Origin of the sequence: Oceanobacillus sp. FSL W7-1304, from assembly GCF_037969805.1 — a bacterium.
GTDB lineage: Bacteria > Bacillota > Bacilli > Bacillales > Amphibacillaceae > Oceanobacillus > Oceanobacillus profundus.
On the sequence record NZ_CP150211.1, the window covers coordinates 1898997 to 1916391 of the forward strand.

At 36.2% G+C, this 17395-nt stretch carries 15 protein-coding genes; 7 read left to right on the top strand and 8 right to left on the bottom strand.

The features are described 5' to 3' along the window. Positions 1-42: 42 nt before the first annotated feature. From nirB to NYE61_RS09605, 3 genes are all read right to left on the bottom strand, one after another. Positions 43-2448: a nitrite reductase large subunit NirB gene (nirB, locus tag NYE61_RS09595; RefSeq protein ID WP_339317375.1), complete on the bottom strand. Its 2406-nt coding sequence runs from the start codon at positions 2446-2448 to the stop codon at positions 43-45. Between the two features lie 523 nt (positions 2449-2971). Beyond that, positions 2972-3772, bottom strand: coding sequence for an alpha/beta hydrolase (locus NYE61_RS09600; protein WP_303450308.1), 801 nt, complete (start codon positions 3770-3772; stop codon positions 2972-2974). Between the two features lie 134 nt (positions 3773-3906). Then, positions 3907-4443 carry a ribonuclease H-like YkuK family protein gene (locus tag NYE61_RS09605; RefSeq protein ID WP_303450311.1) on the bottom strand — a complete coding sequence of 179 codons (537 nt, stop codon included), beginning with the start codon at positions 4441-4443 and terminating at the stop codon, positions 3907-3909. 367 nt (positions 4444-4810) lie between these two features. Here NYE61_RS09605 and uvsE point away from each other — a divergent pair, with 367 nt between their 5' ends. The 7 genes from uvsE to NYE61_RS09640 all read left to right on the top strand — a co-directional run bounded on the left by uvsE (position 4811) and on the right by NYE61_RS09640 (position 12756). Further along, on the top strand, positions 4811-5764 hold the full coding sequence (gene uvsE / locus NYE61_RS09610; protein ID WP_303450314.1) for a UV DNA damage repair endonuclease UvsE: 954 nt from the start codon (positions 4811-4813) through the stop codon (positions 5762-5764). A gap of 381 nt (positions 5765-6145) precedes the next feature. Continuing rightward, positions 6146-7336: a hypothetical protein gene (locus NYE61_RS09615; RefSeq protein ID WP_339317376.1), complete on the top strand. Its 1191-nt coding sequence runs from the start codon at positions 6146-6148 to the stop codon at positions 7334-7336. Between the two features lie 48 nt (positions 7337-7384). Beyond that, on the top strand, positions 7385-8545 hold the full coding sequence (locus NYE61_RS09620) for a hypothetical protein (protein ID WP_303450320.1): 1161 nt from the start codon (positions 7385-7387) through the stop codon (positions 8543-8545). A gap of 44 nt (positions 8546-8589) precedes the next feature. Continuing rightward, a complete protein-coding gene (locus tag NYE61_RS09625) occupies positions 8590-9495 on the top strand; it encodes an ABC transporter ATP-binding protein (RefSeq protein WP_251659469.1) in 906 nt (301 codons plus the stop codon). 21 nt (positions 9496-9516) lie between these two features. Further along, positions 9517-10218: a hypothetical protein gene (locus NYE61_RS09630; RefSeq protein WP_251659467.1), complete on the top strand. Its 702-nt coding sequence runs from the start codon at positions 9517-9519 to the stop codon at positions 10216-10218. Positions 10219-10352: 134 nt separating this feature from the next. After that, on the top strand, positions 10353-11135 hold the full coding sequence (locus tag NYE61_RS09635) for an ABC transporter ATP-binding protein (RefSeq protein WP_303450325.1): 783 nt from the start codon (positions 10353-10355) through the stop codon (positions 11133-11135). A gap of 1 nt (position 11136) precedes the next feature. After that, on the top strand, positions 11137-12756 hold the full coding sequence (locus NYE61_RS09640; RefSeq protein WP_303450328.1) for a hypothetical protein: 1620 nt from the start codon (positions 11137-11139) through the stop codon (positions 12754-12756). Positions 12757-12891: 135 nt separating this feature from the next. Here NYE61_RS09640 and NYE61_RS09645 read toward each other — a convergent pair whose 3' ends face one another. The 5 genes from NYE61_RS09645 to NYE61_RS09665 all read right to left on the bottom strand — a co-directional run bounded on the left by NYE61_RS09645 (position 12892) and on the right by NYE61_RS09665 (position 16920). Continuing rightward, the gene (locus NYE61_RS09645) at positions 12892-14538 is read right to left on the bottom strand and encodes a gamma-glutamyltransferase (RefSeq protein ID WP_303450331.1); all 1647 of its coding nucleotides are present in this window, start codon (positions 14536-14538) and stop codon (positions 12892-12894) included. A gap of 8 nt (positions 14539-14546) precedes the next feature. After that, positions 14547-14720 (bottom strand): hypothetical protein, encoded by a 174-nt coding sequence (locus NYE61_RS09650; protein ID WP_158586282.1) that lies wholly within the window; start codon positions 14718-14720, stop codon positions 14547-14549. A gap of 12 nt (positions 14721-14732) precedes the next feature. Continuing rightward, a complete protein-coding gene (pgsC, locus tag NYE61_RS09655) occupies positions 14733-15197 on the bottom strand; it encodes a poly-gamma-glutamate biosynthesis protein PgsC (protein ID WP_095314358.1) in 465 nt (154 codons plus the stop codon). A gap of 18 nt (positions 15198-15215) precedes the next feature. Beyond that, positions 15216-16409, bottom strand: a complete 1194-nt coding sequence (gene pgsB, locus NYE61_RS09660) for a poly-gamma-glutamate synthase PgsB (RefSeq protein ID WP_095314360.1) — start codon at positions 16407-16409, stop codon at positions 15216-15218. 370 nt (positions 16410-16779) lie between these two features. Beyond that, positions 16780-16920, bottom strand: coding sequence for a hypothetical protein (locus tag NYE61_RS09665; RefSeq protein ID WP_303450339.1), 141 nt, complete (start codon positions 16918-16920; stop codon positions 16780-16782). Positions 16921-17395: the final 475 nt, after the last annotated feature.

The following is a 17395-nucleotide window of genomic DNA, read 5'->3' on the forward strand; positions in this document are numbered from 1 at the left end:
AGATGACCTCCTATTTTTCAGCCATGAACTATTTTCAGTTGCTCATATTTTCACAATTTCAAACATCTCTTTTTTCTTCATGTTAAGAAGTGTGCTTGACCAAGCTTCTTCGTACGTATTTTTTGCCTTGTTGAATCGTTCAACCAATTCAGCATTCCGTTTTTCGTTCAATAAAACAAGCTTAATATTTTCCGAGCCAATTCTCTCTACCCACGGAGCTGTTCTTTCATTATAAATACCTGTTTCACGATAATATTGCGTATAAGCCTTTGCCATCGTAATAACTTCATCTTCCGTTTTTACTGTTATAAAGGAATCACATTCACGTACTTCTGTTCCACCATTACCACCGAAGTAGAGCTGGTAGCCATTTTCAACACAGACAACTCCAAAGTCTTTCGTTAAAACCTCTGCACAGTTACGAGGACATCCTGACACACCCATTTTCATCTTGTGTGGTGTATCTACCATTTCTATCTCTTTCTCCAGCCTTATTCCTAACCCTAGAGAATCTTGTGTGCCAAAGCGACAGAATCTCGATCCAACACAGGATTTTACATTTCGTAATGATTTAGAATAGGCATATCCTGAACGCATGCCTAGATCTTCCCATACATGTGGAACATCTTCTTTTTTCACTCCGTATAGCCCGACTCGACTTGCACCTGTAATTTTTACTAATGGCACGTCATATTTATTAGCAACCTCTCCAAGTCGAATTAATTCGTCACCTGTTGTTGTTCCGCCATACATCCGAGGAACGACAGAAAAAGTACCGTTATTTTGGATATTTCCATCCATCCGTTCATTTACAAACCGGGAAGCTTTATCATCCTCATATTCCTCTGGCCAAACCATTCTCATATAGTAATTGAGTGCTGGTCGGCAAGCGGGACAGCCTTCTTCATTCGTAAACTTGAGCACATTGCGGACTTCTTTCGGTGATTGCAATCCTTTTTCTTTAATTTCTGCAACTACTTCATCACGTGTCAGTGGCGTACATGCACACATGCCTGTTTTCTCTGCTGTCGGATCAAAGTTGTCCCCTAGTGTATGAGAGAGAATCCCTTCAACAACTCCTCGACATTTTCCACAAGACGCACCAGCCTTTGTACAAGTTTTCACTTCTTCAAATGACTTCAAATCCTGCTCTAAAATTGCTTGGACAATTGTGCCTTTCGTTACACCGTTACAGCCACAGACTGTTTCGTCTGCGCTCATATCTGCAATCATTTCATCGACAGCATCTTCTCCCGCCTTTTGGAGAACAGCAGCACTTGTAAACTCACTTATATCTGTTTCTTTCTTCAGCATTGTAAATAATCTTGTTCCATCTGATGCATCTCCATAAAGGACAACACCAACAACCTTGTTATTTGCTACAAGCACCTTTTTATAAACGCCGGCAAACTGATCATGAACGATAATAGCGTCTGTCTCATCATCTTCCGCAATTTTCCCACCTGAGAATAAATCACAGCCAGCAACTTTTAATTGTGTTGATAAGATACTCCCTTGATAGCCAGTTGTTTTTGCTCCTGTTAGATATGCAGCAAGCGCTGTTCCTTGCTCATAAAGCGGTGCAACCAATCCATAGGTAATGCCATTATGTTCCGCACACTCTCCTACTGCATAAATAGAAGGAGTTGACGTTTGCATATGGTCATCCACAATGATACCTCTATTTACATCTAAACCTGCATGCTTTGCTAATTGTGTATTCGGACGTATTCCTACCGCCATCACGACAAGATCACATTCAACGGAAGTACCATCTGAAAATTTAATCCCTTCCACTCGCTCATTTCCATATATTTCAGTTGTTTGCTTTTCCATTAAAAATTTCATGCCCTGGGCTTCTAAGTCTTTTTTCAACATTTTTGCTGCTGGTGCATCCAGCTGTTGTTCCATTAGATTTGGCATTAAGTGTACGACTTCCACTTCCATCCCACGATCCATTAATCCCCTCGCTGCTTCTAAGCCGAGAAGTCCACCACCAATAACGGCCGCCTTTTGATAACGATCTGCTGTCTCAATCATGACTTCCGTATCCTGAATCGTTCTAAAGCCTATTACTCCTTCAAGCTCGCTCCCATTAACAGGTAGAATAAAGGCACTGGAACCTGTTGCTATAATTAATTCATCATAAGAAATTACACTACCTTTATCTGTTTTAATTTCTTTTTCTTCAGGATCAATCTCGGTTACTTTTTCACCCGTAAATAACGTAATATCGTTATCCTCATACCATTTCCAGTCATTAATGTTGATATCTTTAATCTCTGTTTTCCCTTGTAAAACATGTGATAGCATAATTCTATTGTAATTAGGATAAGGTTCATCACCAACAATTGTTATATCAAATGCTTCACGATTCCTTTTTAATATTTCTTCCATACATCTAACTCCAGCCATCCCATTTCCAATCATCACTAACTTACGCTTCATCATATATCCCTCCACTTTATTGTGAAATAATTCACAATTATATTTGTGAATCATTTCACAAATATGAGTAAAAATATATAATTACATCACGTTAGGTTTATTAAATTTCTCAAATGGATGTAACTATATCTATCGTTAGTATAGCATGGAATTTTTTTAATTCTAAGGAAATTTATGAACATATTGAGACAATTACTTCTATGCTTTCTTAGAAGCCCATATACTTTGGAATACAAGCCTTTAGGCAAACGCTTAGCTGCACTTATACAGGCTTAAGAAAGTTTATACCTTCTTATCGGCGAAAAACAAGCATTAATTGAAGAAAAAAGACTTGTCTTTATTTATGCTACTTTTATTCCAATGTGTACAACATCTTACGTTAACCAAATTATATGGGTTATCACATTGTATAAGACTAGCAATAGATGCTTCTTCCCCTTGTCAATTATCAAAGTATTGATTTTAGCATTGAATTTATTCTTATGGTATATGTTTCAGAGAGTAATCACACCATATAACGATATTATGAGTCTTTAAAAAATGTAAATATCTGTTCAGAAACAGCTTCGGCCCTTTCTTCTGTAATTAAATGGCCAGTCTTATCATAAGCAATTAATTCGGAATTTGGTAGGTCCTCCTTTAATTTCATCCCAATATGAAACGGTACTACATTATCTTCCCTTCCCCATATTAATAAGATTGACTTATCTATACTTTTAAGCTGTTCACTCGTTAAGTCGCCTTCTCGGTAACGCAGTAGACGCATCATGGATTTATTGAAATTCTTTTCTTTTAATGGGCGGCCAAATTCTTCAATGAGATCCTCAGAAATCAATGAATGATCATAAAATACATTTTTCAAATTATCTGGAACAGATTTTTTGTTCAGCACATAGTTGACTGCTATCTCACAAAAAGGCAGATAAGAACAATAGCGCTGCCATCTTTTTGCTTTCTCTAGATAGCCTGAACTTGATAATAGCACAAGTTTATCGATCCTTTCTGGTACTATCTTGGTTGTATTTAATGCAATTTGGCCACCCATCGAATGACCGACCAAAAAGGCCTTTTCCAACTGAAAATGTTCAATGCAAGCAGCAATCAATTTCCCGTAATTTTCATAGGTATAAATAAATGAAATGGACTTAACACTCCTGCCGAATCCTGGTAGATCAATTGCTATAATTGAAAAATGTTTAGAAAGAAGTGGAATGATTCTGCGAAATGTATAAACCGACGATACAAACCCGTGAATAAAAATAATTGGCGGCTTATTATGGAGTATGTATTCACAATAAATATCCATATTTAATAAGCGAATCATTTCTTTAGTGTACGTAGAAGTTTTCAAATTTTCCTCACCAACTGTATATAGTCTCTACGTTAGTATTTGAAAAATGTAACAGAAACATGTATTGGAGGTGAGGAGTTATCCTAATTTAAACGTATGTATACATTCTATTTTGTATAACGATTCGCGTAGGAGCTTGCAACAAAGGATTCCGGTTTAATTTTCGGCTCAATTCCTAATGATTCCATTCTTGAAACCATTTCATTAACAAATATTTTTGTTTTATTTTTCCGCTCAGATCCGATATCAATATGTCCTTCAATAGAAAAAGAAGCACCCCTATAAATGTTTGGCAAAATGATATTAATTAACTCCTCTTTCTTTTCTTCACTGAACATCGATACGACTTCTTCTGTTAAGGTTGTTTCATAGGATATTCGCTCATGCAAATTCATCATTTTCCTTGGAATAATGACCTTGCGGATACATGCCCAAGCACCTTTTGTTTCACAGTGAATCACAATTCCAGTAATAAATCGTGTATAGCTGGAATGCACTTGCGAATCCGTTCCGAACATTAATTTATAGCTTCCATTCCGATCCTTTTCCATAAATCGCTTAATATGCTGAAACACTTGAGTGAAAGACATATTTTTCTGGCTTAAATTTTGAAATGAAAAATTATATACATGTAATTCTGCCATTAGATGAACGATTCCTCCTTTAGGATTGAAGCGTTTCCTTTGCAAGACAAGTCATAATTTTACGATCTCCATTACTAAATAAATGCATTTATCTCCTCTTATATTCTAATTATAACCAACAGGTTTTATAAAAACTTTAAAGAAAATGTAAAGATTTGTGTTGCGTTAAATTATCAGAAGACACTTATGGCTAATGTGCCAGTTAACGTAATATAGTTCAACGATCAACTTGCAGCCTTTAAGGTAATTTTACCCGCCGACACTTTTCTGTATACATTAATGGAATGCTGCAAAAAATAATTTAAGTTTTAAATAAACCTACTAGAATAAGTTACATTCCAGTATTAACAAGAGGTGGAGAAAGTAAATGAAGATTCGATTCGGCTATGTAGCAAATGCACTAGGTTTATGGGATGCAAGTCCATCAAAAACATTGACGTTTGCACGGTATTCGAGGCTTTCTAAAAACGAGAGAATGGAAAAGCTGAAATCTATTACAGCACAAAATCTACATCACACCAAAAGAATTTTGTATTACAATATCGCGCACGAAATAGAATTATATCGGCTTTCAAGCTCGCTTGTTCCTCTAGCTACCCACCCAGAAGTGATGTGGGATTTCTTAACTCCATTTAAAAACGACTGGGCGGAAATTGGAAACCTGATTAAACAGTTTAAGCTTCGTATAAGCTTTCATCCTAACCAATTTACCCTTTTCACAAGCAAACGAGAAGAAGTAACCATGAATGCTGTAAAGAATATGGAATATCATTTTAAGATGCTCCAAGCAATGGATGCACTTGATAGCGCATTAATTAATATTCATATTGGTGGAGCCTATGGCGATAAAAATGAGTCATTGAATCGTTTTCATAAAAACCTAAAACAATTACCAAACGAAATTAAAAAGCTTATGACACTAGAAAATGATGATAAAACATATGATGTTCGAGAAACGCTAATTACGTGTGAAAAGGAAAATATACCAATGGTACTCGATTACCACCATTATATGGCGAATAAAGAAGAGAACGACCTCGCACTTTATTTACCCCATATTTTCGCGACTTGGAATAACTTTCATTTAATACCGAAAGTCCACATCTCTTCACCAAAATCTGATCAGGCCTATCGTTCCCACGCAGATTTTGTATCTTTAGACTTTATTCTCCCCTTCTTAAAGATGGCAAAAGAGCTTAATCAGGACGTTGACATTATGATAGAAGCAAAGCAAAAGAACCTGGCTATGCATAGACTTATTGAAGAAATAGCTGCAATTCGGGGAGTCAAACGTATTTCGGGTGCCTCTGTGGAATGGTAATCGGCGAATAACAGAGATCATTGCTGTGAAGTAGATGACATTTGTGATTATATAACCTAAGTTATAGTCAGCTTTGATCTTAAGATGTCTGTAAATAATAGAGTTAGTATTTTAAATTACTACACGACCAAGTGATAAGTTCTTTATCTCCACAAAAATTTAAATAACTATCCTCTCCTTATTCGGAGACCTTATTTTTACACAACACAAAATATTTAAATTTTATTTACAATTTATTTCCATTCCATTACAATGTAAATACAAGCGGGAATTTTCTATAAATTCAAATCCAGTTTTAATAGAGAATGAATTAAAATAAAGTGATATTAGAGAGGTATGGAGATGAATCGTTCACTCATAATACATGAGTTCAAAATGATAATGAGAAGCAAAAAGAATTACTTATTTATTATTGCTCTTGTTAGTTTACTGTTAACTTATTGCTTTCTAGTTCTTCCAGCAACAGAAACAGCTGATTCGTTTAATCCGGAAAAAATCCAAGCAGACATCAAAAACCTTGAAGCTGTACAAGAGGGAATGATTGCTAGAGGTGGCACAGGATATGGTGAAATGACTGGTTCCCCTTATGCCAATAGTGTCCATGATTCCAGAGTGAAAAGTAGAATGCTGTACGCCTTTGAAGATAAAAATTTCAACCGCTTTGTTCAATTACGAATGAAAAACTTCGATTTTGGTGCAGTAAATGCAAGCCGCGATTGGATGTTAATTGCTGATGCTCGTTTTCCTGCTTATGATCAGGAACGCAACGTTAGTTTAAGAAATCTCCGTTATCAAGGTTATTTAGATGCAAATATCCCCATTACATATAACATGATTGAGCAAAAAACAGCTTTACAGAGCCTTGTTAATTTCCTTCTGGGCACAACTGCTGCCAGCGTGATATTTTGTGCAATTTATTTTAGTAGTGACATCTTTTCCAAGGACAGACAACATCGAACAGTCTTACAAGGCATGCCGATTGGCTGGTATCGCTTAATCAACGTCAAATCTATGGTTGCATTTTTCTACATGCTCATGATACTTATTGGATTATTGCTATTGGGAGTTATTATCTTGTCCATTCAAAATGGGTTCGGCTCGTTTAAGCTTTCTGTGCCGATTACGGTGCCAAGTACACAGCCAGATGATTATTTCGGCTACAGATTTAGTGAATATGACAGCATCACCATCGCTAGGTTTTTACTTTTAGCACTTGGGATCATACCGATTCTTGTTTACCTGTTCATTCGCATAAATGCTATCTTAAGCTTATTATTTAAAAATTCCTGGCTTGTTCTAATGATCAGTACAGTTCTATTGTTTTCTGAGAGAATCTATTATTCTAGAACATTAAACGAGCTATTTGGGGTAGATATAAGTTATTTTCCACAGACTTATTTTGATTTTGGCCGAATTATTTCAGGGGAAAAATATTATTTAGTCCACCTAGAATCTATTACATATGAAAAAGGAATTATCGTATTACTCTGTACCCTTTTTGCAGTTGAAATTATCCTCTTTATCGTTTCTCGAATCATTAGTAAGCGCCGTTTCTATCGTAAAGCAGCTTAACTTATTCACTGGGCTGAAAGTATGCATTAGCCAGAAAGGATAATCGATATGTTTTGGAAGTTTACGCTTTTTGAACTGAAACTCTTATTAAAAAACCGTAAAAGTTGGTTTATTGCTGTATTTCTTCTGCTCTTTTTTATTTTATTTTTCTTATATTATAGTCAGGATACTCCTCAATCCTTAGCAGACAGAAAAAAAATGGAAACAGGAATATCTTACGCGGTTTTTGATTACTTAGATCAGCAGCGCCATGATCTGCCTGAAGTTGCGGAAGTTTATGATTATCATACACAAATCCAATCCCTATTAGGGATGCAAGTTTGGCATATTAGCGGTGGAAATGATAGTGAACAGTATGTTGAAGATGGGCTGAAACTCAATCAACTGCGACTGAAAGTGCATGAATTAGGCAATGAAGGAATACCTGATCATTTAATCGTTCCTACAGAAGAGATATTGAAAGAGAATGCGTTGTTGCATTTTATTAAAGATAACAATTTACCGATTGAGTCAGACTCTTTTGCAACAAATCACTATTTTACGAATGCACTCGCGATGATGTCGGGTCTGTTATTCCTTGTAATTGTCTTAATTAACGGCAACGAAATGCTAATCTATGAGCAAAGACACCAATCCGTTATGCGCGGATTCCCTTTAGCTTTCATACAAAAAATAGTGAGCAAAATAATGATTCATAGTATCCATATTTTCATTTTCCTTCTCCTCGGATTTTTTATTGGGAGTATCTATTTAGCAAGAACAATGGAAGCAGGTGAGTTTTCTTTTCCGATACTTATTTATAGGAATGAAGGCTATCTTGCTATATCTGCTAGTCAATATCTCCTGTATATGTTTTTAGGACTCGCGCTCGTTACAATTTTATTGCTATTATTATCAATTTTACTAAATATGTTATTTAAAAATGCGTTCGCCAATATTCTGATTGGTCTAGGTATTTTCCTGCTACCTGATATAGCCGTGGCTGCAGGTTTTAAAGCGACCTTCATACACCCTATCAAATTTATTGATATACATAAAGTTCTTTCCGGAGAGCTTGCAATAGAATTGGGTAATAGCTCCATTGATTATTGGAATGCGATGGCGACCTTAGGCATAAGCACGATTCTCTTAATCGCTATTATTTATGTTTTAAACAAATACGCTTATCAAAGGGTTCCTAAAAATTCTCCATTGGAAAAAGCATTCTGAATCATCCCTTATTAGCCTTAAAAATAATAGAAATGAGGTCTATCATGCTTAAGTTGGAAAACATCTCCGTGAAATATAAAGAAAAAATCGTCCTGGATAATCTTTCCTTAACTGCGGATAGTGGCGAAATTATCGGTTTAGTTGCACCGAACGGAACTGGTAAAACAACATTGTTTAACGTTATTTCAAATTTCCTAAAACCAAATCAAGGTACCGTCACCTTTAATGGTAAGCTCCAGTACAAAACGGAAAGGAAAGAAATATCTATCCATCAACAACTTGCCACTTTCCCAGATCAGGCTGATTTATTTGAAGAATTGACTGGCGTTGATCATATGAAGCTATACGCTAATATGTGGAAAGGTACAGCCAGGGATGTGAAGAAAATTTATACCCAACTACAGATGGAAAGCTATGTAAAAAAGAAAGTAAAAACGTATTCCCTTGGTATGCGACAAAGGTTATGCTTTGGAATGATTGCTGCAGCTGATACGCCTATCATGCTAATGGATGAAGTAATGAACGGACTTGATGTAGCAAATGTGTCCCTCATTTCCAGGCGTTTAATGCAAATGAAACAAGAAGGAAAACTGATATTCGTAGCATCCCATTTACTTTCAAATCTCGATTTATATGCTGACCGTGTGCTGTATCTAAAAGATGGCGACATTATCCATCAACAAGATACAAATAATAGTGCGGATAAATATTTGAAAATAGATTTACTACCTGAAGAATACGAAAAGTTCAATTCAACTTTTCCATTGCCTGAAAGTCATCTCTATATCGCAGGTCATCTATGCTGCATTCCACTCACAAATATGGATCAGTATGAACAGAACGAATGGATCCAACGATTGACTGCTTATGAGGAAAGAGAACTAACAATTGGGCCACTTGGAACAGCTGAATACTATGAAAGATTCTATCATGACGATTCAGAGATTTAGGCTATTAGGAGTGTGGATTAAATGAAACGAATGTTTCTCTTCCTTTTCATTTCTTATTTATTCGTTTTAATTGGTTGTAGCCCAGAACCTTCTGAAAAGGTGTCACGTTACCAAGAAAATAATGAAATCATCGGAGAAGAAAGAGAGGATCTTATTGGGGAAATTAGTGACACTATTTACCATTCGGTTGACCGTAGTAATTCTGACGCGGAAGAACTTATGATTAGTCCTCCCGATAGAATAGGAGAGTCTATTATTCCATCAGAAGGTAGATACACAATTAGCGCTGGTGTTTTTGAAGATCCTCCACAATCAGGCAGACTTCTTGTATATGATGAAAATGAAGTACTTTTAATTGATGAATTATTAGATTTTTCTTACGGAGTTAGTAGTGTTACGGTTGATCTGAATGGTTCCCATACGGTTCATGTGGATGGGCTGGACCAAGCCTTTTTAACTCCAGCAGCTACAGAGATTTCGAATGAATTAACTGCGGGGATTTGGGAGGTTGGAAAAGATATTGAAGCTGGTAGTTACGCTGTTATTCCTGCTGATTTTTCATTTGGATATTTACAAATTTTTGAGGAAGGAGAACTTCCAAGGGTCTTTGAATTTTTGAATAGTTCACCTGAATCGGCAATTAACGTTCAGATTCAACTGAAGGATGGACAAAAATTAAAGATTTCAAGGCTGGAGATGCTCCAATTTGAGGAACAATCTTGATTAACAAGTTAGAATTTCCCTATTCATTATGAGTGGGGAAAATTTTTATACTCTCCAATTTCCATTGCATTCCAAATTGCACATTGTTATGTTAAAAGAAGAAAAACAGATTAATAAAAAGGGAGGCACAAGGGATGGAAGAGAAAGTATTATCACTTCAAAATCTGTATATGAGTTATCCTGGGAAGGACGTTTTAAATGGGATTAATCTAGATGTCTACCGGGGACAAATCATAGGATATATTGGACCAAATGGTGCGGGGAAAAGCACGACATTAAAAATCATGCTCGGATTAGTGGATGGTTATGGCGGGGTTGTAGAAATTTTCGGCCAAAATATTTCATCCAACGATTATACATATAAACAAAAAATCGGTTATGTTCCGGAAAATGCAGAGATTTATGATAACCTGACAGCAGCTGAATATCTCACATTTATTGGTGAATTATATGGTTTGGAACGGGGCGCCGCCGAGACGAAGGCATTAAGTCTTTTAGAAGAGTTTGATATGGGGGACGTTTTCCATTCAAGAATCTCCTCTTTTTCTAAAGGAATGAGACAAAAAGTTCTAATCACATCCAGCCTTCTTCATAATCCAGATTTGATTTTTCTTGATGAGCCATTAAGTGGACTTGATGCGAATAGTGTTATGGTTATTAAAGATATACTAGAGGCTTTAGCTAATCAGGGAAAGACTATCTTTTATTCGTCTCACATTATGGATGTTGTTGAAAGGATAAGTAATCGAATTGTACTATTAGTGAATGGGGAAATTGCGGCGGATGGTTCCTTTGAAGAGCTAAAAGAAAAAGGTAAGGCAGGTTCACTTGAAGCTATTTTTAATCAATTAACTGGATTTGATGAGCATCAAGAAACAGCGAAAAAGATTGTCTCCATTGTAACGGGGGAGACATGAGATGCGTGACATCCGTATTTTAAAAGTGCTTGATACCTTTCAATCGGTTTTCCGCAAATTAAATATTGATTATACTGTGATGCGGAAAATTCTTGAATTAAAACTTACGATGGACCAGCGTCGTGTTCCAACCATTCTTAGTCAAAATACGAAGAAAAAGGAAGGGAATCAATTTCTTAAATCATTATGGATTTATGTTTTATACGGTCTTACGCTCGTCCCATTTGTATTCCTTGGGGATAATTATTTATTCCAGATCAGTATTATAACTGGGATTGCCATGTTCATCCTTAGCACGTCGATGATTTCAGATTTTTCTTCGGTACTTCTAGATGTTCGAGACAAAGTTATTTTGAATACAAAACCAGTAAACAATCGAACCATTAATGCAGCCAAATTTCTCCATATCGCGATTTACTTAACTCTGCTTACTGGTGCGTTTATTGCCATACCAGCAATTGTATTTCTATTTACTAAAGGATTTATCTACTTTCTCTTATTCCTTATTGAAATAATTTTAATAGACCTATTAATACTAGCTTTTACTGCACTAATCTATATGGTTGTATTACGATTTTTCGACGGGGAAAAGCTGAAGGATATTATTAATTATGTGCAGATATTACTAGCTGTAGCAGTTGTAATCGGCTATCAAATCATTATACGATTATTTGATTTTGTAGATTTCGAATATGTTTATGACTTTAGCTGGTGGCATGTATTGCTTCCACCAGTATGGTTTGGTGCACCATTTGAAATGGTGTTAAACCAAAATTATTCCAGTGAGATTATTCTCCTTTCCCTATTCGCATTGTTAGGACCAATCGTCTCGATTTTCCTATATTACGTATTAATGCCTTCGTTCGAACGGAATTTACAAAAGCTAATGGAAGAATCGAGCACAAAAAGCAAAAAAAAATGGACCCTAAATGATCTGATAGAAAAATTTATTTGCTCCAGCAGAGAGGAAAGGATATTTTACCGCTTTTCTTCTATTATGATTAGTCGGGAGAGAGATTTTAAATTAAAAGTATATCCTTCAGTCGGAATGTCACTCGTTTTTCCGATAATCTTCCTTTTTAACAATTTGAGCTCTCAGACACTAGAAGAATTGGGGCAAGGCAGATCATTTTTAACAATCTATTTTTCTAACATTATTGTTGGTACGGTTGTTTACATGCTGCAGTTTTCTGCGAAATATAAAGGAGCATGGATCTTTCAAACAACACCAATTCAAAAACATGCCATTGTGTACAGTGCAACGTTAAAGGCAGTCTTTGTAAAACTATACTTACCGATTGTTTTGGTACTGGCCGTATTATACATCTGGGTATTTTCCTTCCGTATCTTACCCGATTTAGCGGTTGTTGTAGTTTCGGCCCTATTACAGTTGCTTATATCTTATAAGATGTTTAATAACGGAAAATATCCGTTTACCGAGCCAATTGAAACCGCACAACAAGGCGGAGGACCTGCCGGGAAAATTTTTGTATTAATGCTTATTGTTGGGGTATTTACGATTTTACATTTAATCGTTACCTTTTTACCTTTCGCAATTTATGGTTATTTGGTAGTTCTTATCGTACTTACGGCAATATTTTGGAAGATGATTTTCAAGTAATGTAGAAAATCAACAAATCATGACAGACAAGGTTATTACGTTAAAGAAAGTCTCTCCTCATTCAGAACGAATGAGGAGAGACTTTCTTTTTACTTTATTTTTATTTTTCCGGCTTGAAGACTTTAGATAAATGAATTATTTTGCCATCCAAGAACCATCTCTATTCGGATCACTGAACCCATGAATTTTATTGTTTTCATCAATGACTAACCCTTGGATGCTCCCGAAATAGGACGTATCATCCGTATATTGAACATCAATACCAAGCTCTTCAGGGTCCTTTAGAAATAGATAATCTTGCTCTGCCTGTAAAACATCCTCATTAAATTCCAGAAAGGTTCTAGGATCGCTTACAGATTCCTGAATTGGTTCATTAAACTTAATCGTTTTTACTAATTGTTGCGCAACCATTGACGTAATTCTTCTTCCTCCTGAACTTCCAATACCTATGACAGGAGATCCGTTCTTCGTTAATATTGTCGGTGTTGTATAACTAAATGGACGTTTGCCAGCCTCAGGACTATTTGGTGAATCTTCACGAGTACTAAAGTTTTTTAATTGATCATTTAAGAAAAAGCCATTCACATATTCTCCTGATCCAAAAAAATTGCTTAGCGTATTCGTTACGGAAACCATCATACCATTCTTGTCCACCACCACAAAGTGTGTCGTGTTTCCATGATCTTCTCTATCAGCATCTGATTCCAGGTTCCTGCGATATTCTTCAGACAATTCAATTCCATCGACTTCGGATACGAGATCATTAATATGATCTTGAGAAATCATTTCATTTATTGGAACATCTGAATAGTTAGGATCCCCTACATTTTCTAAACGATCACTATAACTTATTCTATTGATGATCCCCATTAATAACGAAAAAGCTAACGGCTTATCTTTGGTATCTTCAATTTGCAGTGACTCGGCCATTTCTAAAGCTTGAATTAACATAATTCCCCCTGAAGGCGGTGGTGGAGCTAAGACATCATAGTCACCGAATTCACCTTGTATGGGTTCCTTGGTTTCAACCTCATAGGATTCCAAATCTTTCTCATCTATTTTCTCTTCCTCATCGCTAATGTCATTTGCAATGTTTCCTTTATAGAAAGCATCTGGTCCTTCAGCCTGGATATCTTCTAAGGTTTCCGCCAGTTGGGCTTGTACCAATAATTCCCCTACTTCTATAGGCTCACCTTCTGGAAAGAAATGATCTAATTCAGGCAGGTGATCAGCCTCGTTTTCCAATGCATCGTGCATGGTTTCAGAAACCGTCACACCATTTGCAGCAAAATTGATCGAAGGGTCAATTAAGTCATCCATATTCATTGTGCCAAAATCTTCATGGACCTTGTACATCCCTTTAATAAAACCTGGCACACCTATGTCACTTGAAGGTAATGTATCATCCGGTGCGGTTTCACGATAATCATAGACGACTGGTGCTTCGCCTTTACCGGGATGAATCAGCATGGTTCCTCCTCCGCCAATTCCCGATCCATGCGGCTCCGCAACCCCTAATACAAAACTTACTGCTATGGCAGCATCGACAGCATTTCCGCCTTGTTCTAATATTTTCATACCTACTTCAGTGGCAATTGAACTATCCGTTGACACACCATACGAACCCTCATCCTCGCTTGTTGTATCATTCAGGGTGAAGTCAGCATTCTGATCTGTTGATTGGGGTTCATCAAAAATTCCACTATCTCTAACAAGTATTATTACGAATAATACTACAATCAAACCTATAATAATGTAAAAACGATTATTGTTGTTAAGCATGTTTTAGGTTACACCAAAGTTATCAAAAAGACGATAGCGGTAATGATTAGCCCCATCATAGAATCCATACTTGTCCGTTTCTTTTGTGTTTTCACTGATTTTAAAACCCATTGCTTAAAAGTCAGTTTTGATTGTGCTTTTTTTACCTTTTGCTTTTTTTGATAGTCTAATATAGCTTCCATTTAAATTCCTCCTCAAATATAGTTAGATACAAAAACTGTGCCAAAAGTTAATCCACTAAGTAATAATGTACTAGCAACTGTAGGTAAAACACCTTGCTTTTGAATGGTATTTGCAATCAATCCAGGAACGATAATTCCGATAGCCACTAATCCACCAACGGCTTCAGGAATGGAATATTCAGCAAATGCAAAGTCAAAAATTGCTTTCATAATGATTCCGGTCGTTATCATCGCTGTAAACTTTCTTCTTCCGTATAGGATCGTAAATTTTGAAATGACCTTCATGACAATTAGATATGTCAAAAAACTAACCAAAAACGTAACAACAATACTTGCTGGCGTGGTAAACATCATAGCAATATATCCCGGTACAACTAATCCAGCTGGAATAACTCCTGTAAATTCTGTATAAAATAAGCTGAGAATAACTCCCGCAGTTATTGCCAAATAAATATCTCCTGTGTCAAATACAAACATTTTTCAATTCCCTTCTCTCTAAGCAGTTTCTTTTGTTATTTTCATTTGTTCAAGTCGAGTTACCAGTTCATCCGCGCCTCCATGAATATTTCCAACCCCGTAAATGGTTTTACCGGATAAGAATGGCTGAAGGACACGCACAATTTCATCAGTGCTGGCACTTTCCAGGTCTAAAAGGTTTCGGACCGGGAATTCTCCTCTTTTATATGCCTTTACGATGAGGCTTGTATTATCCCCCATCACCACTAGTGTTTCTGCTTGTATTTTTGGCAGAACCTGCTGGATAAATTGTTCCGTACGATCCACTCGATCCGAACGAGTATTCATAATAACAACTGGCTGCTCTGTAGGATAACTCAGTTGCTTCACGCGTTCCCAAATATTGATTGTTGACATAGGGTCATTAGCAGCAAATCCATTAACTAAAAAGCTAGGATTATTCGCATCACCAATTGGAAGGATCTGCATGGCACCTGGATCCGGCCAAGCCTTTAACATCCCTCGCTTTGCCGTTTCATGATCAATACCTAGAACATCGGCAACAGAAAGAGCTAGTGCTGCATTTTCCGGGAATACCATGTACTCGAATTTTTTAAGAAATTCCTCGGAAATTGCGGATGTATCACATACGTGTACCTTCGTATTCCGCTGCTTAGCCATTTGCTTAAAGTAAGAAACATAGGGACTGTCGTTAATAATCAAATCACCGTTATAGGGAATTGCTTCTGAAAATGAGTCTGCCACCTCTTCTAATGTAGGTCCTAAAACATCCATATGATCCTCTAATACATTAACAATTAGACCAATATTTGCTTTTAATAGTTCTTCTTGGAAAACTACTTGATAATCTGGTTTAACTGCCATGCACTCACTCACAAGAGCGTCAGCTTTTAACTCAGAAGCCTTCGTTAAGACCCTTCTTTGTTCCCCTATATTCGGACCTTCCATCCTTCTCTTAATCGGAGCTTCTTGGGAATCAAACCAGTAGAGCATTCTTGCATCGGTTCCAGTCGTTTTTCCAACTGTATGGTATCCCGCCTCTTGTAAAACACCTGTTATTAATCTAGTGACTGTTGATTTACCCCTAATTCCATTTACATTTACACGGACTGGGATACTTGTAATGTTTTTGTCATTAATCATTTTGTCCTTAACCCCGAAGAACAAAGCTAATGAAGCTAATAACAGAATGAGCAAAAATTCGTCTAACATTTTTTCACCTCGACATCACATGTTTTAAATTCAGTTATTTCGTGGCTATCCTCCTTTTTCAGTATTTTAAATAACTACAAAAGAAACCCAACTAAATCATCAAGGCTTCAATCATCGGGCTGCCGATTCATGAATCGATATTTCCCATAATAACCCTCAATTGTAAATAATTGTATTATCTATCTCGTAACCTACTATACTAGAACTATATTAAGCTAATATAACAAGAGTATATCAATTCTGTTAATTTACGCTATTACATAATAGACCCAAAAAATAAGCCCGTATCGATGTAAAAGAAAGACGGACTTACTTATATAATTCAATCTGGATAAAAATAAGCGGGAATTAGAATTTGTAAAAGCATCTTTTATTTCAGCCCCTTTCTTGTTTCCGTTAGTGTTTCATATTCTATTCTTTTAAATAGAACCTTTTCATATAAAGTCGCTAAAAGCGTTCTATCATCCAATTGAATTGTAACGAATATACGTAATGTCAATACTTCAAACACGATTTAACGTCAAATCATCAGCCCTTCCATCTGGTTTGGATATATAGATTGTGTTTACTTAAATTAGGACCTAGATAAACATCTTGTATGTCTATTTTTCGCCTGAAACAATGGGTCCGTTAAACTTAAATAAACAGACGATTTAACTTTACAGCTTCACTATAACCGACATTTTCCGATAGTAAAATAGTATTTGCGACGCATTTTTTCTGCTGTTCAAAATAGTATTTTCTATTTATTCCTCCCATATAAACATGGTCATTAAGTGACATTAAATAAACAATTTGTAACTATTTGACTCCTTTGTATTCAGCCTATTTAATTAGATTTATTTGTTATTCAACGTCAACAAATGCTCCTACAATCTTTATTCATCACTGTCATGCTCAATTTTGACATGTTGCCCTTACTGCTATACAGTGAATTAAACCAATTCTGGCCAGCTAGAGTAAGAAGTGGTTCCATTGGATCTGGA

Bases quoted from the DNA above. Each gene is read 5' to 3' on its own strand.
- NYE61_RS09625 (WP_251659469.1), top strand. From the start codon at position 8,590: ATGCTTAAGTTGGAAAACATCTCCGTGAAATATAAAGAAAAAATCGTC.
- pgsC (WP_095314358.1), bottom strand. From the start codon at position 15,197: ATGTTTGTATTTGACACAGGAGATATTTATTTGGCAATAACTGCGGGA.
- pgsB (WP_095314360.1), bottom strand. From the start codon at position 16,409: ATGTTAGACGAATTTTTGCTCATTCTGTTATTAGCTTCATTAGCTTTG.
- NYE61_RS09635 (WP_303450325.1), top strand. From the start codon at position 10,353: ATGGAAGAGAAAGTATTATCACTTCAAAATCTGTATATGAGTTATCCT.
- NYE61_RS09640 (WP_303450328.1), top strand. From the start codon at position 11,137: ATGCGTGACATCCGTATTTTAAAAGTGCTTGATACCTTTCAATCGGTT.
- NYE61_RS09615 (WP_339317376.1), top strand. From the start codon at position 6,146: ATGAGAAGCAAAAAGAATTACTTATTTATTATTGCTCTTGTTAGTTTA.
- NYE61_RS09600 (WP_303450308.1), bottom strand. From the start codon at position 3,772: ATGATTCGCTTATTAAATATGGATATTTATTGTGAATACATACTCCAT.
- NYE61_RS09630 (WP_251659467.1), top strand. From the start codon at position 9,517: ATGAAACGAATGTTTCTCTTCCTTTTCATTTCTTATTTATTCGTTTTA.
- NYE61_RS09645 (WP_303450331.1), bottom strand. From the start codon at position 14,538: ATGCTTAACAACAATAATCGTTTTTACATTATTATAGGTTTGATTGTA.
- nirB (WP_339317375.1), bottom strand. From the start codon at position 2,448: ATGAAGCGTAAGTTAGTGATGATTGGAAATGGGATGGCTGGAGTTAGA.
- NYE61_RS09605 (WP_303450311.1), bottom strand. From the start codon at position 4,443: ATGGCAGAATTACATGTATATAATTTTTCATTTCAAAATTTAAGCCAG.
- NYE61_RS09620 (WP_303450320.1), top strand. From the start codon at position 7,385: ATGTTTTGGAAGTTTACGCTTTTTGAACTGAAACTCTTATTAAAAAAC.
- NYE61_RS09650 (WP_158586282.1), bottom strand. From the start codon at position 14,720: ATGGAAGCTATATTAGACTATCAAAAAAAGCAAAAGGTAAAAAAAGCA.
- uvsE (WP_303450314.1), top strand. From the start codon at position 4,811: ATGAAGATTCGATTCGGCTATGTAGCAAATGCACTAGGTTTATGGGAT.